This is a genomic window from Bacillus sp. 17RED48 (assembly GCF_019837545.1).
GTDB lineage: Bacteria > Bacillota > Bacilli > Bacillales > Bacillaceae_G > Bacillus_A > Bacillus_A wiedmannii.
Genome location: NZ_JADAXG010000003.1, coordinates 406226 through 422593 on the forward strand (window position 1 = coordinate 406226; position 16368 = coordinate 422593).

The 16368-nt window shown below is 38.8% G+C and carries 17 protein-coding genes, 1 riboswitch and 1 other annotated feature; of the genes, 11 read left to right on the forward strand and 6 right to left on the reverse strand.

The window, feature by feature from the left end; genetic code table 11:
• Positions 1 to 50: 50 nt before the first annotated feature.
• Both ILT06_RS14920 and ILT06_RS14925 read left to right on the forward strand, forming a co-directional pair.
• The gene (locus ILT06_RS14920) at positions 51 to 464 is read left to right on the forward strand and encodes an ATP synthase subunit I (RefSeq protein ID WP_046957915.1); all 414 of its coding nucleotides are present in this window, start codon (positions 51 to 53) and stop codon (positions 462 to 464) included.
• Positions 465 to 664: 200 nt separating this feature from the next.
• Positions 665 to 1213 (forward strand): DUF2179 domain-containing protein, encoded by a 549-nt coding sequence (locus ILT06_RS14925; RefSeq protein WP_000938437.1) that lies wholly within the window; start codon positions 665 to 667, stop codon positions 1211 to 1213.
• A 95-nt stretch (positions 1214 to 1308) separates the two neighbouring features.
• Here the strand turns inward: ILT06_RS14925 and ILT06_RS14930 are convergent, their stop codons facing one another.
• Positions 1309 to 1536, reverse strand: coding sequence for a DUF3923 family protein (locus tag ILT06_RS14930; RefSeq protein WP_000830332.1), 228 nt, complete (start codon positions 1534 to 1536; stop codon positions 1309 to 1311).
• 76 nt (positions 1537 to 1612) lie between these two features.
• On the reverse strand, positions 1613 to 1993 hold the full coding sequence (locus ILT06_RS14935) for a hypothetical protein (RefSeq protein WP_064475876.1): 381 nt from the start codon (positions 1991 to 1993) through the stop codon (positions 1613 to 1615).
• A gap of 354 nt (positions 1994 to 2347) precedes the next feature.
• Between ILT06_RS14935 and ILT06_RS14940 the strand changes: the two genes are divergently transcribed.
• On the forward strand, positions 2348 to 3262 hold the full coding sequence (locus ILT06_RS14940) for a tetratricopeptide repeat protein (protein WP_088047125.1): 915 nt from the start codon (positions 2348 to 2350) through the stop codon (positions 3260 to 3262).
• An 82-nt stretch (positions 3263 to 3344) separates the two neighbouring features.
• On the opposite strand, the gene ILT06_RS14945 is transcribed toward ILT06_RS14940, so the two are convergent.
• The gene (locus ILT06_RS14945) at positions 3345 to 4547 is read right to left on the reverse strand and encodes an MDR family MFS transporter (RefSeq protein WP_222655241.1); all 1203 of its coding nucleotides are present in this window, start codon (positions 4545 to 4547) and stop codon (positions 3345 to 3347) included.
• 112 nt (positions 4548 to 4659) lie between these two features.
• On the opposite strand from ILT06_RS14945, the gene ILT06_RS14950 reads away from it, so the two are divergent.
• The 5 genes from ILT06_RS14950 (at position 4660) to ILT06_RS14965 (ending at position 11191) form a co-directional block, all read left to right on the forward strand.
• Positions 4660 to 5202 carry a CGNR zinc finger domain-containing protein gene (locus tag ILT06_RS14950; protein ID WP_064475873.1) on the forward strand — a complete coding sequence of 181 codons (543 nt, stop codon included), beginning with the start codon at positions 4660 to 4662 and terminating at the stop codon, positions 5200 to 5202.
• A 41-nt stretch (positions 5203 to 5243) separates the two neighbouring features.
• Entirely contained in the window at positions 5244 to 5999 is a 756-nt protein-coding gene (locus ILT06_RS14955) for a class I SAM-dependent methyltransferase (protein ID WP_088047127.1), read from the forward strand.
• A gap of 147 nt (positions 6000 to 6146) precedes the next feature.
• Positions 6147 to 8654, forward strand: a complete 2508-nt coding sequence (locus tag ILT06_RS14960) for a collagen-like protein (protein ID WP_222655242.1) — start codon at positions 6147 to 6149, stop codon at positions 8652 to 8654.
• 29 nt (positions 8655 to 8683) lie between these two features.
• Complete coding sequence (locus ILT06_RS32525) at positions 8684 to 8932, forward strand: collagen-like protein (RefSeq protein ID WP_261784511.1); 249 nt, start codon at positions 8684 to 8686, stop codon at positions 8930 to 8932.
• A 15-nt stretch (positions 8933 to 8947) separates the two neighbouring features.
• Complete coding sequence (locus ILT06_RS14965; protein WP_308010587.1) at positions 8948 to 11191, forward strand: collagen-like protein; 2244 nt, start codon at positions 8948 to 8950, stop codon at positions 11189 to 11191.
• A gap of 54 nt (positions 11192 to 11245) precedes the next feature.
• Here ILT06_RS14965 and ILT06_RS14970 read toward each other — a convergent pair whose 3' ends face one another.
• Together ILT06_RS14970 and ILT06_RS14975 are read right to left on the reverse strand one after the other, a co-directional pair.
• Positions 11246 to 11389 (reverse strand): hypothetical protein, encoded by a 144-nt coding sequence (locus ILT06_RS14970; protein ID WP_000945246.1) that lies wholly within the window; start codon positions 11387 to 11389, stop codon positions 11246 to 11248.
• Between the two features lie 96 nt (positions 11390 to 11485).
• Positions 11486 to 11628, reverse strand: a riboswitch (cyclic di-AMP (ydaO/yuaA leader).
• A 38-nt stretch (positions 11629 to 11666) separates the two neighbouring features.
• Positions 11667 to 12128 (reverse strand): GNAT family N-acetyltransferase, encoded by a 462-nt coding sequence (locus tag ILT06_RS14975; RefSeq protein WP_064475869.1) that lies wholly within the window; start codon positions 12126 to 12128, stop codon positions 11667 to 11669.
• Positions 12129 to 12264: 136 nt separating this feature from the next.
• Between ILT06_RS14975 and ILT06_RS14980 the strand changes: the two genes are divergently transcribed.
• Positions 12265 to 12513 (forward strand): GlsB/YeaQ/YmgE family stress response membrane protein, encoded by a 249-nt coding sequence (locus tag ILT06_RS14980; protein WP_000539720.1) that lies wholly within the window; start codon positions 12265 to 12267, stop codon positions 12511 to 12513.
• Positions 12514 to 12576: 63 nt separating this feature from the next.
• The gene (locus ILT06_RS14985) at positions 12577 to 13698 is read left to right on the forward strand and encodes an AI-2E family transporter (RefSeq protein WP_000416918.1); all 1122 of its coding nucleotides are present in this window, start codon (positions 12577 to 12579) and stop codon (positions 13696 to 13698) included.
• A gap of 27 nt (positions 13699 to 13725) precedes the next feature.
• Here the strand turns inward: ILT06_RS14985 and ILT06_RS14990 are convergent, their stop codons facing one another.
• A complete protein-coding gene (locus tag ILT06_RS14990; RefSeq protein ID WP_064475868.1) occupies positions 13726 to 14883 on the reverse strand; it encodes a 1-deoxy-D-xylulose-5-phosphate reductoisomerase in 1158 nt (385 codons plus the stop codon).
• A gap of 138 nt (positions 14884 to 15021) precedes the next feature.
• Positions 15022 to 15230, forward strand: a binding site (T-box leader).
• Between the two features lie 42 nt (positions 15231 to 15272).
• Here ILT06_RS14990 and ILT06_RS14995 point away from each other — a divergent pair.
• Positions 15273 to 16271, forward strand: coding sequence for a tryptophan--tRNA ligase (locus tag ILT06_RS14995; protein ID WP_098111763.1), 999 nt, complete (start codon positions 15273 to 15275; stop codon positions 16269 to 16271).
• Positions 16272 to 16368: the final 97 nt, after the last annotated feature.

Consider the following 16368-nt stretch of genomic DNA (forward strand, 5'->3'; position numbering starts at 1 on the left):
TGCTGCTTTTCTTCTAACGTATAAAAAATGCGAAATTAGGAGCGGATATTTTGATTCAAGCAGCCTTACGTGTATATCGATTACAATTGTATGCGATCTTTAGTGGTTTACTACTTATGTGGACGATTACTCCGTTTGGAAAACAAGTAACAGGGTTTGGTATCGGATTAGCTGTAAGTGCCTATTGTCTTTGGTTATTAGCTCGCAGAGTGGAGAAACTTGGGAAAAGTATCGTAATGAAGGAAAAGGCTCCTGGATTAGGAGTTCTAAACCGATTTGCAGCTGCCATTTTAGGAGCAATCATCATGTATGAAATTGAGCATGAAATGGAAATGTGGGCATTTGGTACAGGCATTTTAGGTGGTCACTTTTTAATGATTGCAAATTTAGCTTATGCAAATATGCAGTTAGTGAAAGAGGAAGAGAAGCAAAGGGAACATGCTTCGAAAAACATAGAGCTATGATGAAAGGGGCCTAATGGGGTTCCTTTTTTGTGTTTAAGCGAGCTAATGAAAGGAATCAAATTTACGACAAATATAATACGCTTCTTTTTTACGTTTTTCAATAGTATGAAAAATAATGTAAAAAAATTTAAAAACCCATCGATTTCTAAAGGTTATGTATGTTATTATGACAAAAGACTTTTTGAAAGAGGTGGATACCAATGTTACAAGCGTTACTTATTTTTGTGCTTCAAATTATTTACGTTCCAATTTTAACAATCCGTACGATTTTGCTTGTAAAGAATCAAACAAGATCCGCTGCTGGTGTTGGATTGTTAGAAGGAGCTATTTACATTGTCAGTTTAGGTATTGTGTTTCAAGATTTATCAAATTGGATGAACATTATTGCCTATGTCATTGGCTTTAGTACGGGACTATTATTAGGCGGTTATATAGAGAACAAATTAGCAATTGGTTATATTACGTATCAAGTTAGTTTACTAGACCGTTGTAATGAATTAGTAGATGAATTACGTCACTCAGGATTTGGCGTTACAGTATTTGAAGGCGAAGGTATTAATTCTATACGTTATCGTTTAGATATCGTTGCAAAGCGTTCTAGAGAAAAAGAACTGTTAGAAATTATTAATGAAATTGCACCGAAAGCGTTTATGTCTTCTTATGAAATCCGTTCATTTAAAGGCGGATATTTAACGAAGGCGATGAAGAAAAGAGCGTTAATGAAGAAGAAAGATGAACATGTATCGTAAAGAAAAGGGAGTAGTGCAGCTTTAAAAGCACGGCATAATCCCAAAATAAAAAGAGAGGAATCTAGTTTGAAAAAGATTCATCTCTTTTTTCTGCGTTATTTTTTTCTACTCTTTCTCAGATTAACAAGTAACCATACAACTTGAATAATGATTGGTAATATAAACGCAATTAATAAAACGATAAAGGCTATTAATTTCAGCTCCGGTGTTTGAGTAACACCGGTCCCATCAACCTCTCTTAGCCAAATGATAGCTGCCAATATCCCGAAAGTTATAATCCAAAATATGTTACCAATCCACCAATAAATCCATCTTCTTTTCATGCTAGCCCCCCTTACATTTACCCTCTGTTAAAAGTAAATTTTCGTTCGTTACATTTATAATGAAATACCTATAAAATTAATTTTTTTTAACTGTATATCTAACTTGTTTAAAGGTTACCATGTCTCCATCTTGAGTATCATCTTTCGTTTGCAAAAGTTGAACTTTTGGTTTGTAATCTGTCTTATGAGCGTGCTCGATATCTTTAATGTTAACTTTGTAGGATTCGCCATTATTAATTTTTTGTTCCAATACTTTTTTATTGGCAACATAAATAAACGTCACTTTATTTTCATCAATACCTTCAGTCTTAATTTCTAATTCGTTATCTTTTGTTGTAATCGTTGGTGTTAATAATTCAATACTGCCTTTTCCAGTTTCTAAAGAATTTTCTACTATAGTTGAACATCCGGATAATATGATTCCGATGAATAGAAGAACAGCTAATTTCTGTTTCATAACATCCCCCAATTTCAAGTGATTTTTGATTTTGGTATTGCTAGACTGCTAGTGTGGAACGTAAATGTTTAGCTAGCACACTTTTTAATTGTACCATAATATGTAAATTAAAACAGGCTGTATATCCAATTTAAGGGGTTTGAAAAGTTTACTTATTGTTTTAAATTAGTATCTTTCCAGTAGGTATATATTTTCTGTAGAAAGCAGTGTTGTTAAAATCATTATGAATTGGATATCCAACTATATGATGTCATGTAGACAGGCGAAAGAACTTATTTTTATGGAAATTACAATTTTTACATATTAAAATAAAGATATGGAATAGATGAATTCATTCACTTCGGAGGTAGTTACTTGAATATTAATGAGAAGGCAATTGAAATGTTTGAACAAAATAAATATGAGGAAGCAATGGAACTGTTTCAACGAGCGGTACATGAATCTAGAGGTGTACAATCTCTCAATAATCTTGCTTGGATGTACTTTTATGAGGAAGAGGATGATGATAAAGCTCTTGAATTAATAAGAGAAGTTATTAAGTTGAATCCTTCCTCATACTTTCCTTATAACATCTTAGGGGAAATTTACACGAAACAAGAAAGATGGGAAGAAGCGAAAGAAGTATTACAAAATTCTATTTCGATTCAGCCATCCAATGAAGCATTTCACAATGTAGCTGTAGCGCATTATAACCTTGGAGAGCTGGAAAAAGCTGCGGAATTTTTCTTGCGAGTTGCAGGGGATTCGGACTATATAAAGTATAGCTATGTAAAATGTTTAATTGATTTAGGGAGAACGACAGAAGCGAAAGAGAAGTTAGATGCTTTTAACAGGAAATCTGATGATTTTTTAGGAGAAGTTAATGTAGCAGATTTATATGTTGAGTTGAATTGCTATAACGAAGCAATTGAATGGTTTGAAAAGGGATACAAAGAATACTGGAAAAGTCCCAATTGGATTGGTAGATTTGTTTATGCTCTATATAAAGCTAATAATTTCACGCGTATAAATGAAGTGATACGGGAATCTATCGAAGCGAAAACAGCAGAAATAGAAGATGTTCAGAATGAAGAAGTAGAAGAAAACTGGACAGAAAAAGATAAGAAAGAGTTAATTGAGGAATATACGGAAGAGAATATTTGTTATAAAAAAATGATAGAACGTATCAAATCTGGATATGTTCCAGAGTTAGAATTTGAAACTTATCATTTAGGGGGTTGCTATTTATTTGGTTGTAAAAGACATAATCATCTGGAATATGAAGAATAAAAAAATTCGACTGTCACATGTGATGGTCGAATTTTTTTATTATAGGTTGCTTGTCTAAAGGTACCATCTCAATTGTAATGTGTTAAAGAGGTTTCGTCTCATTACATAGGTATATATCCTCTTTAGAGCTCTCTTTTTTAATATTTAAAATATGGAGTGAAATAAAACCAATAACTCCTATTCCGCCGAAAATAAGCCATGGTGTATACATTCCGCTTAAATTGGATGTAAAAGATGTACCGGTATAATTACCGATGATAAAACCAAATGCGAGTGATAGTTGATAAAATCCGAAGTAAGTAGCTGTATATGATTCGTTACTGTAATTTGCAATAGCGATATCAGCGTTAGGTAATACGAGTGTTTCACCGATTGTAAATAAAATTACACAAATAAATAGCCAATATGGGTGTTGAAATAAAGGGATAAGTAAAAAGGAAATACTCATTAATAAAACACCGTATTTAATAATCGAAAGTGTGTTGTATTTATGAAATAGTTTTCGGAATAACACCATAAATATGACGCCTGTTATTGCATTTATCGTAATAACTAGTGTAGCAAGCTGATTGCTATTACTAATATTTTTCATATGAAGTGGAAGTGCGACAGTAAGTTGAGTAAACATAATATAGAAGGAAATCATAATAAATGAAAACAAAAGGAAAGATTTGTTTTGTGAGATAGCTTGTATCCCTAATGTAATAGACGTGTTTTCAGTAGTGACTTGGAAGTGATTTTTAAGTAAGTAAAAGATAAAAGCGAATAACAGCATAAGAGATCCTGTTAGAGAAAAAGCATAGATTGGATCGAGTAAGGGTAAGAGTAAGAGCCCTCCTGCAATTGGTCCGATTATTGCACCGCAATTAAAACTAAGGTTTAAATATGTAAATAAATTTTTTCTCATATGAGCTGGTTGTGAGCCGAATATGGCGCGCGCAGCAGGTTCGTAAAATGCAGTTCCGAAGCCAATAAGTGCAGAAGAAATAGAAATTGTATAAAAATCAGAGCATATTCCTAAAGCGATAAATCCGATTCCTCTTAAAAATAATCCGGCTATTATCATAATGATATAGCCTATTTTGTCAGCAATTAATCCAGAGAATAATGGGATAACTCGTGATGTGATTGTCATAACCGTCAACACTGTTCCTACTTGAACAGCAGTAAAATGAAGAAAGCTTAATAGATAAATAGCTAAAAATGCGTATACTGCGAAATACCCAAAAGACATAAAAAATGAAGAAATAAGCATGAAACGTATCGGTATTGAGAAACTTTTCATAGAACTCCTCCTGATATTGTAACCAGTAAAAATATTTAATGGTTAACTAATTTATATTATAATTATACATAAAGTCAGAAAAAAGTAAATTTTAAGAAGAAGGTGGATGGAATTGAATCAAAATGCACCAAATGAATTAGAATATATTCGGGAATTTTTAAATACATGGAAAATACCAAACGATACGAGAGAGCCAATTGATATGCTACAAACAGAAGAGGATATAAACCTCTTTATGAAAAAATATTTTCATAAAGAGGTTCCATTTCATACGATAGAGGAATTAAAAAGTTTTCGAGAAGATATTCGGTTAACGGTTGAAGGCGAAGGATCATTGCAAAAGTGGTTAGAGAAATACCCATTTCATGTACATGTAAAGGAAGATATGAAAGGTATTACATATGAGCCTGTGCACGAAGAGAATGTATATACAAAAGTATTAAGCATTGTGTTAATGTCAATTCAAGAAAATTTGTGGGGGAGGTTAAAAGCATGCCCAGATTGTCGCTGGGTATTTTATGATCATTCGCGAAATGGAAGTAAAAGATGGTGCGGTATGTATGCTGGAGAAGAAGGAGGAAGAGCGTGCGGTACGATTGCGAAAGTGAAAAATTATCGGGAGAAGAGAAAAGGGAGATCAGGTTATAATGTGTAATTTATATTAGGGAAAGAAAATAGGATGGGGGAATGTAGAATATGAAAGGTACACAAATGTTAGCTTTAAACAAAAAGTGTTGGGATACAGTTGCACCATATTTCTTTCAAGTGGATTGTTTACCGAAATATGGTCCGTATACGGCGTCTGAAGATGAGATTCATTTGTTCGATTCAATTAGAAATAAAAAGGTTCTTGATATTGGATGTGGAAGTGGGCATTCGCTGCAATATATGGCAGAACATGGGGCAGAGGAAGTATGGGGTCTTGATCTTTCAAGTGAACAAATTAAAACAGCGAATGAAACGTTGAAGAGTTGGAATTCAAAGTTAGTATGCGGAGCAATGGAAGAGGAAGGTGATATTCCGAAAGGGTATTTCGATATTGTATATTCCATTTATGCATTAGGTTGGACTTCAAATTTACGAAAAACGTTGGAACTAATTTATTCGTATGTAAAGCCAGGAGGAAGTTTTATTTTTAGTTGGGAGCACCCAGTATATTCAAATTTACAGTATGGTACAGAAGAAATTGCTTTTAAGTCTTCTTATCATGAGGAAACTCCTATTACGTTTGAAACATTTAAAGGAGAAAATGTACAAGCGACATTATATAAGAGAAAAATAAGTACATACATAAATGAGTTAAATAGAGCGGGATTTACAATTGAGAGAATAGAAGAACCTGAACCATCTAGCGCGTTTGATGAAGAATTAGCTGAGCCGTCTACGAAATATTATTCATTATATAAAGCTAGAGTGGTGCCAACTACTTTTATTATTAAGGCGAGGAAGTAAAGTGTTTTATAAAAAGAAGCCCGTCATTTCAAATACATGAAATGATGGGCTTCTTTATTTTTAAAAAAATGAAGTTAGAGGTGTACTTTTCATATGAAAATGCATTTCATATAAAAAGTGTAATTATTTTGGGGAAGGGGGATTGTTGTGCGTCATCATAAAAAGTGCAAAAAATTTGGAGTGGCACTGCCTCTTCCACTTATAGGAGCAACGGGTCCTACTGGTAATAGTGGTTCAACTGGTCCAACTGGAGGGCATGAAGGTCCGGTCGGCCCTCCGGGAATTACTGGACCTAGAGGAGCAACGGGTCCACAAGGCCCCCAAGGTATCGAGGGAATACAAGGTCCGCGAGGGACAACAGGAGCTCAAGGAATACAAGGTGCCATTGGTGATACTGGAGAGCAAGGAATTACAGGTCCGGTTGGTTTACAAGGTCCTCAAGGATTAATTGGAGAGCAAGGTCCTGTTGGTGATATTGGATTACAAGGACTGGAAGGGATACAAGGGATTACAGGCCCTGCTGGTAGTCGAGGTCTACAAGGTTCCCCGGGGATACAAGGGGAAATTGGAGGAAGAGGAAAAACGGGAGCCCAAGGAATGCAAGGAGTTATAGGTGAAGCTGGTATTACAGGTGTAACAGGTCCACAAGGCCCCCAAGGAGCGCAAGGAATACAAGGGGAGGATGGAACTACAGGTATACAAGGAGAAGAAGGTCCCCAAGGAATACAAGGAATTACTGGAGAGCAAGGACACCAAGGTGATCAAGGGATACAAGGTGTAATAGGTCCAACTGGTTCTACTGGAATACAAGGACCTCAAGGTATAAGCGGAATAAGGGGAGTAACAGGTGTAATAGGCCCCCAAGGTCCACAAGGTGTTCAAGGAATACAAGGAATAAACGGATCCACAGGTTTTCAAGGAGCAAAAGGAGTACGAGGGATAACAGGAGCAACTGGAAGTATTGGTATACAAGGACCAGAAGGACCTCCGGGTGCCCCGACGGGAACAACCGGTCCAATTGGTCCCTCTAGTGGAGTGACTGGTCCATCTGGTCCACCCGGTCCACCTGGGGGGCCAACAGGTCCAACTGGTGTAACTGGTACGCGGGGTGTAACAGGGGGAACTGGTCTAATAGGAGTGCAAGGATTACAAGGTATAACTGGTCCCACTGGCCCTCAAGGTGTAAGGGGAGCACAAGGTTCTCAAGGGGTAATTGGTGTAGCTGGCGTACAAGGTGCACAAGGTTCTCAAGGTAATCAAGGAATAATAGGAGCAACTGGCGCAGAAGGTCCCCAAGGAACTCAAGGTCCACAGGGAGAAATCGGTCCAACTGGTGCAGAAGGCCCTAAAGGTGTGCAAGGAATACAAGGGATAACAGGTCCAACAGGAGCGCAAGGTATACAAGGATTACAAGGAATAATCGGTCCCACAGGCACAACAGGAGCGGCTGGAGCCCAAGGTCCCCAAGGAATACGAGGGGAAACAGGAGCAGCTGGAGCACAAGGTATACAAGGACCTCAAGGAATACGAGGAGAAACAGGAGCAGCTGGCGTTCAAGGGATACAAGGACCTCAAGGAATACAAGGGGAAAATGGATTGACTGGTCCACAAGGTGCTCAAGGTATGCAAGGAGTTCAAGGAATAACAGGTCAGGCAGGAGCAATTGGTTTGCAAGGGTCTCCAGGAATACAAGGTATAGTAGGCCCAACAGGAGCGCAAGGCTCTCAAGGTATGCAAGGAATACAAGGAATAACAGGTCCGACAGGAGCGCAAGGAATTAGAGGTCCCCAAGGGGTTTTAGGAGAAAACGGGATAACAGGTCCCCAAGGAGTGCAAGGTGCACAAGGTAGTCAAGGAGCTGAGGGACCACAAGGAAATGTTGGAATAACAGGTGTAACTGGAGAAACAGGAGCGACAGGAGAAGCAGGGGCGACAGGTGCACAAGGAATACAAGGCGTTCAAGGGATTATAGGGATACAAGGAAGTACAGGAATGACCGGACCAACAGGAGCAACGGGAGTAACCGGGATACAAGGTTCTCAAGGTATTCAAGGTCTGCAAGGCCCAACTGGAGTAAGTGGAATGACAGGGGTTAGCGGTAGTGTCGGGCCAGCCGGAGCGCAAGGTAGTCAAGGATCGATTGGAGCTGTGGGACCAACAGGCGCAACTGGAAGTATAGGGGTTATAGGTTCCATAGGAATAATAGGTGCAACAGGGGCGACTGGCTTACCTAGCGGAGGCGGTTATTTCTTTTCTACTTCAACGAGTGTAATTGCAGCGAATGCGTTAATACCAATCAATTCAGGATCTACAACTTTTGGTTCTGGTGTTAGTTTAACAAATGCAACAACTGTAACGTTAAGTACACCGGGAATATATTTAGTCAGCTATTATTTTCAAGGTGATCCAAATGGGGGGAATGAAACGATTTCCGTGAGGCTTACTTTAAATGGAACGCAAGTCGCAGGGAGTTTTATTTTTTATGTTACAGGAGGTACCTTTGTATTAGAACCAGCGATTTCTAATACGATGGTCATTAATGTTGCTTCTTCAAATGCTACTTTATCTTTGCAAAATGGTCCATTATCTATTGGGCATGTAACGACATTATCTGGTGTGATAACTGCTAGTTTAAATGTATTAAAAATAGTTTGACACGTTAGTTATAACGGGGGGAGATGCTTGTGAGGGAGCAAGATAAGTGTAGTAAGTTTCAATCACCTATTCCTTTTCCGGCGTCAGGTATTACGGGCCCAACTGGTCCAACTGGTCCGACAGGGTCTTTAGGTGGACCGACTGGCCCGCAAGGAATACAAGGCGTACAAGGACCAATTGGCCCAACTGGTCCAACAGGAATTCAAGGAGTACAAGGAGTACAGGGAGAGATTGGCCCAACAGGTCCAACTGGTTTAACAGGACCACGGGGTGCTTAAGGTAGTCAAGGGCCGATGGGGGAACAAGGTCCACAAGGAATTCAAGGTGTTCAAGGAATTCAAGGCGAAAGGGGTCCGATTGGCCCAACTGGAATTCAAGGGATACAAGGTATACCTGGGCCAATGGGAGAAACAGGTCCAACAGGAATACAAGGTATACAAGGAATACAAGGTGAAATCGGCCCGACGGGTCCAACAGGAATACAGGGTATACAAGGAGTGCAAGGTGAAATTGGTCCGACGGGCCCAACAGGAAATACGGGAATACAAGGTGTTCAAGGTAATTTAGGGAGTAGTGGTTTACAAGGTGTAACAGGTATACAAGGAATTCAAGGTCCGGTGGGCCCGACGGGTCCAACTGGTTCTCAAGGAATACAAGGAGAACAAGGGCCAATAGGATCAACAGGGGCAACTGGTGTTCAAGGTTTACAAGGTCCACAAGGTGAGATGGGGCTAACCGGTCCAACCGGCTCTCAGGGGATACAAGGGGTGCAAGGTGTAATAGGCCCAACAGGGGCAACTGGCTTGCAAGGGGATCCCGGTCCAACGGGCTCGACAGGTCAGGCGGGAGTAACTGGTCCAACTGGATCTGCAACAGGTCCAACAGGAGCAACGGGTCCAACAGGTCCGCCAGGAGGCCCAACGGGTCCAACGGGTCCGGCAGGATCACCGGGAGGTCCAACAGGTCCGACTGGAGCAACTGGGGCAACTGGATCGACCGGAGCAACAGGAGCGACTGGAATCCAAGGAGTGCAAGGAATACAGGGACCGACAGGGGTAACTGGTTTAACAGGTTTGCAAGGCGTACAGGGTCCAATGGGGGTAACAGGTCCAACAGGTGACCAAGGAATTCAAGGTCCACAAGGAGTAATGGGAGTAACAGGTCCAACGGGTTTACAAGGTTTACAAGGCGTACAGGGACCGGTAGGAGCAACAGGTCCAACCGGTCTTCAAGGAGTGCAAGGAGCACAAGGTCCAATCGGCCCAACAGGCCCGCAAGGAATACAAGGAATGCAAGGTGAGCAAGGAGTAATGGGAGCAACCGGCCCAACCGGTTTACAAGGTCTTCAAGGAATTCAAGGTCCAATCGGTCCAACCGGTCCACAAGGATTGCAAGGAGTGCAAGGCCCAAGTGGTATAACGGGTCCAACTGGTCCTCAAGGAATACAAGGCATACAGGGGCCGCAAGGGGCTATAGGTCCAACAGGTCCAACTGGAATACAAGGAATCCAAGGTCCACAGGGCCCGACTGGTCCAACAGGGGCAACAGGCCCACAAGGAATTCAGGGGATACAAGGTTTACAAGGTCCAACCGGTCCACAGGGCATTCAAGGAATCCAAGGAATCCAAGGTCCGATTGGTCCAACGGGCCCAACTGGACCTCAAGGGATACAAGGGATAACTGGCTCGACGGGTCCAACGGGTCAGGCGGGTGCAACCGGACCGACGGGAGTAACGGGCCCTCAAGGTCCTCAAGGAATCCAAGGTCCACAAGGGGTAACCGGAGTAACCGGAGCAACTGGCCCGACAGGAGCAACCGGTCCACAAGGCGTGCAAGGAATCCAAGGTCCACAAGGGATAGTAGGTCCGGCGGGAGCAACTGGAGTGACGGGAATAACAGGTCCTCAAGGAATACAAGGAATTCAAGGTCCACAAGGTGTGACGGGAGCAACCGGAGCAACCGGAGCGACTGGAGCGACTGGTGCAACAGGACCGACAGGAATCCAAGGCATACAAGGAATAACAGGAGCAACAGGGGGAACGGGAGTAACAGGCCCAACAGGTGTCACGGGCCCAACCGGTTTAACAGGAGCAACTGGATCATCTGCAATATCAACAGGTGGCGGCTATTTCTTTTCTACTTCAACAAGTACAATTGCAGCCAATGCCAACATTCCAATTAATTCAGGATCTACAGTATATGGAACAGGAGTATCTTTAACTAGTGCTACAACTGTCACAGTATCCACCCCAGGAATATATTTAGTAAGCTATTATTTCCAAGGGGACGCGACTGGTGGGAATGAGACGGTATCTGTCAGACTACTATTAAATGGGACGCAACTAGCAGGGAGTTTTATACAAAACGTAACGACAGTAACTGTAGTAATCGAACCTGCCATTTCAAATACGCTTCTTGTGAATGTAACGAGTGCCAATTCAACATTAATATTACAAAACGGTCCATTAGGTGTAGGGCATGTGACCACTATAGCAGGTGCGATTACGGCAAGTTTAAATGTAGTGAGAATATTATAAGGAATATAAAAAACACAAGGAATGTCTGTATAGACATTCCTTGTGTTTTTCTCTTTATCTTTTCGGTTGAAAAATATGCTGAAAGAAGTATTTGTGATGTAAGTTATCTACAACTTTATTTGCTTGATATGTGCGATGTTGTTCGAGTCGAAGTCTTTGCTCCATCATTTTTATTGCGTGATCAGATAAACGTAACATTATACATGTCTCCTTTTCTATAAATATAGGTGTCTATTGGTATCGATCCCATATTTATAATTAAGGAGGTACACTGTGTAACATAGGCAAAAAGCACCTTCCTCTCCCATTACGCTTACGAGGTTAGCTGTCGGACTCGGGAAGTGAGAGTTTCCCTACTTAAAAAAGATTCGCCCCAAGTAGCATGGCTACAAAAATGGTTCCCCCGCTCCAAATTTTGGACTCAGCAAAAGGTTTTATAAAGTAAAAGATAACATAAATAAATTGATGAGTCAAACTATTTGTTGTTTTCTGATTTTTTTAGTGAGGTTAAAACCACTCCATCGGATAATATAATATCATTTATTTTAATAAATCCATATTTTTTATATAAAGACAGAGCAGGTGTATTTTCTTTCCCTGTTTGTACAATATATGTTTGTGAAGGGGAGAACATGTCAAATACATAAAGTAGTAGTTTTGTAGCGATTCCTTTATGAAAATGATCGGGGGATACTACTAAACGATGAATATCAACTTCCTCTTCATCCATTTTAAAAGAAATAAACCCGGCAAGTGTATCTTCATAAAAATAGCCGTAGAAAATTTCATCACATGATTGAATATCGGCTACAGTATCATAAAGGCGAGGGATAGCTGTACTATTTATATATTGTGCCTCGATTTCATAAGCTGGTATTTGAATGCTTAAAATAGAAGTAGCGGTTTTGTGAGAAGTTGTTATTAATTTTTGAATCACTCGGTAAAACCTCCTTGTAAGCTTTATTTTCATAGATTTGACAAGATTTTTCTTTATTGGATATAATAATTATAATAGTTACATAATAATTTAGTATCAAAAAGAAATACACTATAATAGAAATGGAGGACTAAAAATGGGATGGATTATCACATTAATAGTTGGTGCTATTATAGGTGCAATTGCAGGTTCTATAACGGGTAAAAATTTTCCGGGTGGTATGTTTGGAAATATTATCGCAGGTTTATTAGGTGCTTCGTTAGGTGGTAGATTATTTGGATCTTTTGGGCCATCTTTTGGTGGGATTCATGTCGTGCCAGCATTATTAGGTGCAATCGTATTAATTCTTATTGTATCATTTGTAGTGAAAGCTGCAAAAAAATAAAAATATAGATCATGACGAAAAGCCCTGAATAAGGGCTTTTCATCATTCGAAGAGGTGGTTTCGTTGGAGAAAGTAAATATAAGAAAAAGAGATAAGCTGAAAAAGTTTTTTAGAGAACAAAATTATTTAGCGGTGCTACTTGGATTTGCATTATTGTTTATCAACATATTATTGCTAACGAAAATTTCTTTTGTGTTTACTCCGTTTATCGTCTTTTTAAAAACAATTTTCTTCCCCGTACTATTAGCGGGTGTGCTATTTTATATATTGCATCCATTCGTTTCGCTTTTAGAAAAGAAAGGTGTTTCAAGAATCGTATCAATAGCTTCTATATATATAATAGTACTAGGATTATTTGTATTTTTAGTTGTAACAGTAATCCCGATTATTAAAGATCAAATTGATGCATTAATAGATAACTTACCGTATTTCGGTCATGAAATTGAGCGAGCGGCACGTAGATTCGGGGAAAGTAATTTACTAGGCAAAATTCAAGAGAATTTAAATATTGATGTAGCGAGTATGGTAAAAGACTACACAGTTGATTTTACGAAGTCGTTATCATCAGTAACTGGAAATGTAACTGGATTTTTAAGTACTGTTACAGAGGTCGTTTTAACGTTTGTAATGGTTCCATTTATATTGTTCTATCTTTTAAAAGATGGTGAACAATTACCGAATCACTTTTTAAAGTTTATTTCAGAACAAAGACACCCAGCAGCGATGAGAATACTAGATGATATGCATTATGCCATTAGCTCGTATATTAGAGGGCAAATTATCGTTAGCTTGTTTATCGGTATTATGCTATTAATCGGTTACCTTATTATTGGTATTAAATATGCGGTATTACTTGCAATTTTAGCGATGATTGTAAATATCGTTCCGTACGTAGGACCAATCATTGCAATTACACCAGCATTAATTATCGCATTTATTGACTCGCCATCAATGGTGTTAAAAGTAATTATTGTAATGATGGTCGTACAATTAGCAGAAGGTAAATTTATTTCTCCGCAAGTTATGGGGAAAAAGCTAGACATTCACCCGATTACTATCATTTTTATTATTTTAACTGCCGGAAATTTATTTGGAATTATGGGGATTATTTTAGCAATTCCAGGATATGCGATATTAAAAGTGTTAGTAACGCATAGTTATAGATTTGTTAAGTTGAATACGTAAAAAAAAGCTAAAACAGATAAAACTGTTTTAGCTCTTTTTTATTAATAATTGATTTGCGTATTGGCGTGCCCATTGATCAGCTTCTAATATAGCATCGAGTGAAGGATCTTTTACATTATGATGAGCTTCAATTGTATTGTAAATTGTTTTTTCGATATCGAAAAATGCAATTTCATTTTTAAGAAATAGTGCATTTGCAATTTCGTTCGCTGCATTTAATACAGCTGGAGTTGTACCGCCAATTTTGCCACATTCAAATGCGTATTGTAGACAGGGGAACTTCTCTAAATTTGGTTTTTCAAAATGCAAACTACCAATTTCTAATAAATTTAATTTTTCATAGGATGAAGGTAGTCGAGTAGGGTAGTGAAATGCATATTGAATCGGCATTCTCATATCAGGGGCACCGAGCTGTGCCATGACTGATCCATCAATAAACTCTACTAAAGAGTGAATGATACTTTCTTTATGAATCATAACATTAATTTTTTCATAAGGAATATCGAATAGCCACTTAGCTTCCATCACTTCAAACCCTTTATTCATTAACGTGGCAGAATCTATCGTTAGTTTTGCCCCCATTAACCAGTTTGGGTGTTTTAAAGCATCCTTCGCTTGTAATGTTTTCATTTCTTCACGTGTTTTATCACGAAAAGCGCCGCCAGAAGCTGTAACAATTAATTTTTCGATTTCCTTATTATTTTCCCCATTTAAACACTGGAAAATAGCTGAATGTTCACTATCGACTGGAATTAGGCGGCATCCGTTTTGTTTCGCTAGTTCGGTTACGATATGTCCAGCTGCAACTAAAGTTTCTTTGTTAGCGATGGCGATATCTTTCTTCGCCTTTAATGCTTCAATTGTTGGGAGTAAACCTGAAACACCGACAACTGAACTTAATACAAGATTTGTATCAGGATGGGTAGATACTTCAATTAAACCATCAGTTCCATATGTAATTTTTGTATTTGTTGAAATACGAGAACGCAATGTGTCCGCTAATTCTCTTGTCGCTACGCTTACAATACGAGGCTGAAACGATTCGATTTGCTTTTCGAGAAGATCGATATTATAATTTGCGGTTAAACCGACGATTTTAAAATGTTCAGGATGAGCGGAAACGACATCTAATGCAGATGTGCCAATGGATCCCGTTGAACCTAAAATGGATATATATTTTACCATGAAAAAACCTCCAAAGTTGTTTCGAGTATTTCTGCAAACCTATATATTATTAGACAATCAAGGTGAAAATTCCTGCTATATAAAACAGAAAATTAGGGTTTAATTGGAAAGGGAATGTGATAAACTGTAAAAAATAACGAAAAAGCAATGAAAGAGAAGAGTACATATTCAAAAATTTTCAGAGAGCTGATATGTGGTGGAAATCAGTAAGGGATGAATATGGAATGGGCTCTGGAGCTTCTAACTGAAATGAGTAGGTAAAGACGGTTACTTCACGTTAAGAAGTTGAAGTGAGCTATTAATGATAGCTAATGAAGGTGGTACCGCGGGAGTCTCTCGTCCTTTTTTAGGATGAGGGGCTTTTTTATTTTGAGAAAGGAGGGGTTAGTGTGAGTGAAAAAATAATGTTAACAGGAATTAAGCCAACTGGTTATCCGCATTTAGGAAATTATATTGGTGCGATTAAACCTGCGCTGCAAATGTCAAAGAATAATGAAGGAAACGCATTGTATTTTATAGCGGATTATCATGCGTTAAATGCTGTGCATGATTCAGAAAAGTTCAGTAGTTATACGAAAGAGGTAGCAGCTACTTGGTTATCACTCGGACTTGGAGAAGATGTTATTTTTTACCGACAAACAGAAGTGCCAGAGATTTTAGAACTAGCTTGGATATTAGCTTGTCTAACTCCGAAAGGTCTTATGAACCGTGCTCATGCGTATAAAGCGAAAGTAGAGCAAAATAAAGAAGCAGGGTTAGAGGTAGATGCTGGAGTGAATATGGGATTATATACGTACCCGATTTTAATGGCAGCTGACATATTATTATTTCAAGCTACTCATGTACCAGTCGGGAAAGACCAAATTCAACATATTGAAATTGCCCGTGATATTGCGTCGTATTTTAATCATACATTCGGCATAACATTTACGCTTCCGGATTATGTCATACAAGAAGAAGGTGCCATTTTACCTGGTCTTGATGGAAGGAAGATGAGTAAAAGTTACGGAAATGTGATCCCATTATTTGCAGAACAAGAAAAACTACGAAAGTTAATATTTAAAATCAAAACAGACTCCTCACTTCCGAATGAACCGAAAGAACTAGAAACGTTATTTATGATATATAAAGAATTTGCGACGGAAGATGAAATACAGTCGATGCGCGAAAAGTATGAAACTGGAATCGGATGGGGCGATGTAAAAAAAGAGTTGTTTCGCGTTGTAGACCGCGAATTAGCTGGACCTCGGGAGAAATACGCTATGTATATGAATGAGCCAAATTTATTATATGAAGCGTTAGAAAAAGGTGCTGAGCGGGCAAGAAAAATCGCGAGGGTAAATTTAGCAGAAATAAAAAAACGGATTGGATTTGAGAGGGGACGCTGAGCGTTCCCTATTTCGTTAGGTGAAGTAAGAATTCACATTTCCTTTCAAAACTTATTAGTTGCACATATTAAAAAGTATGCTAATATAGGGTTACTTA

Excerpts from the sequence above, each read along its gene's own strand:
- ILT06_RS14990 (WP_064475868.1), bottom strand. The coding sequence starts at position 14,883 with ATGGTAAAATATATATCCATTTTAGGTTCAACGGGATCCATTGGCACA.
- ILT06_RS14965 (WP_308010587.1), top strand. The coding sequence starts at position 8,948 with ATGGGGGAACAAGGTCCACAAGGAATTCAAGGTGTTCAAGGAATTCAA.
- ILT06_RS14980 (WP_000539720.1), top strand. The coding sequence starts at position 12,265 with ATGGGATGGATTATCACATTAATAGTTGGTGCTATTATAGGTGCAATT.
- ILT06_RS14930 (WP_000830332.1), bottom strand. The coding sequence starts at position 1,536 with ATGAAAAGAAGATGGATTTATTGGTGGATTGGTAACATATTTTGGATT.
- ILT06_RS14925 (WP_000938437.1), top strand. The coding sequence starts at position 665 with ATGTTACAAGCGTTACTTATTTTTGTGCTTCAAATTATTTACGTTCCA.
- ILT06_RS14935 (WP_064475876.1), bottom strand. The coding sequence starts at position 1,993 with ATGAAACAGAAATTAGCTGTTCTTCTATTCATCGGAATCATATTATCC.
- ILT06_RS14945 (WP_222655241.1), bottom strand. The coding sequence starts at position 4,547 with ATGAAAAGTTTCTCAATACCGATACGTTTCATGCTTATTTCTTCATTT.
- ILT06_RS14955 (WP_088047127.1), top strand. The coding sequence starts at position 5,244 with ATGAAAGGTACACAAATGTTAGCTTTAAACAAAAAGTGTTGGGATACA.
- ILT06_RS14970 (WP_000945246.1), bottom strand. The coding sequence starts at position 11,389 with ATGTTACGTTTATCTGATCACGCAATAAAAATGATGGAGCAAAGACTT.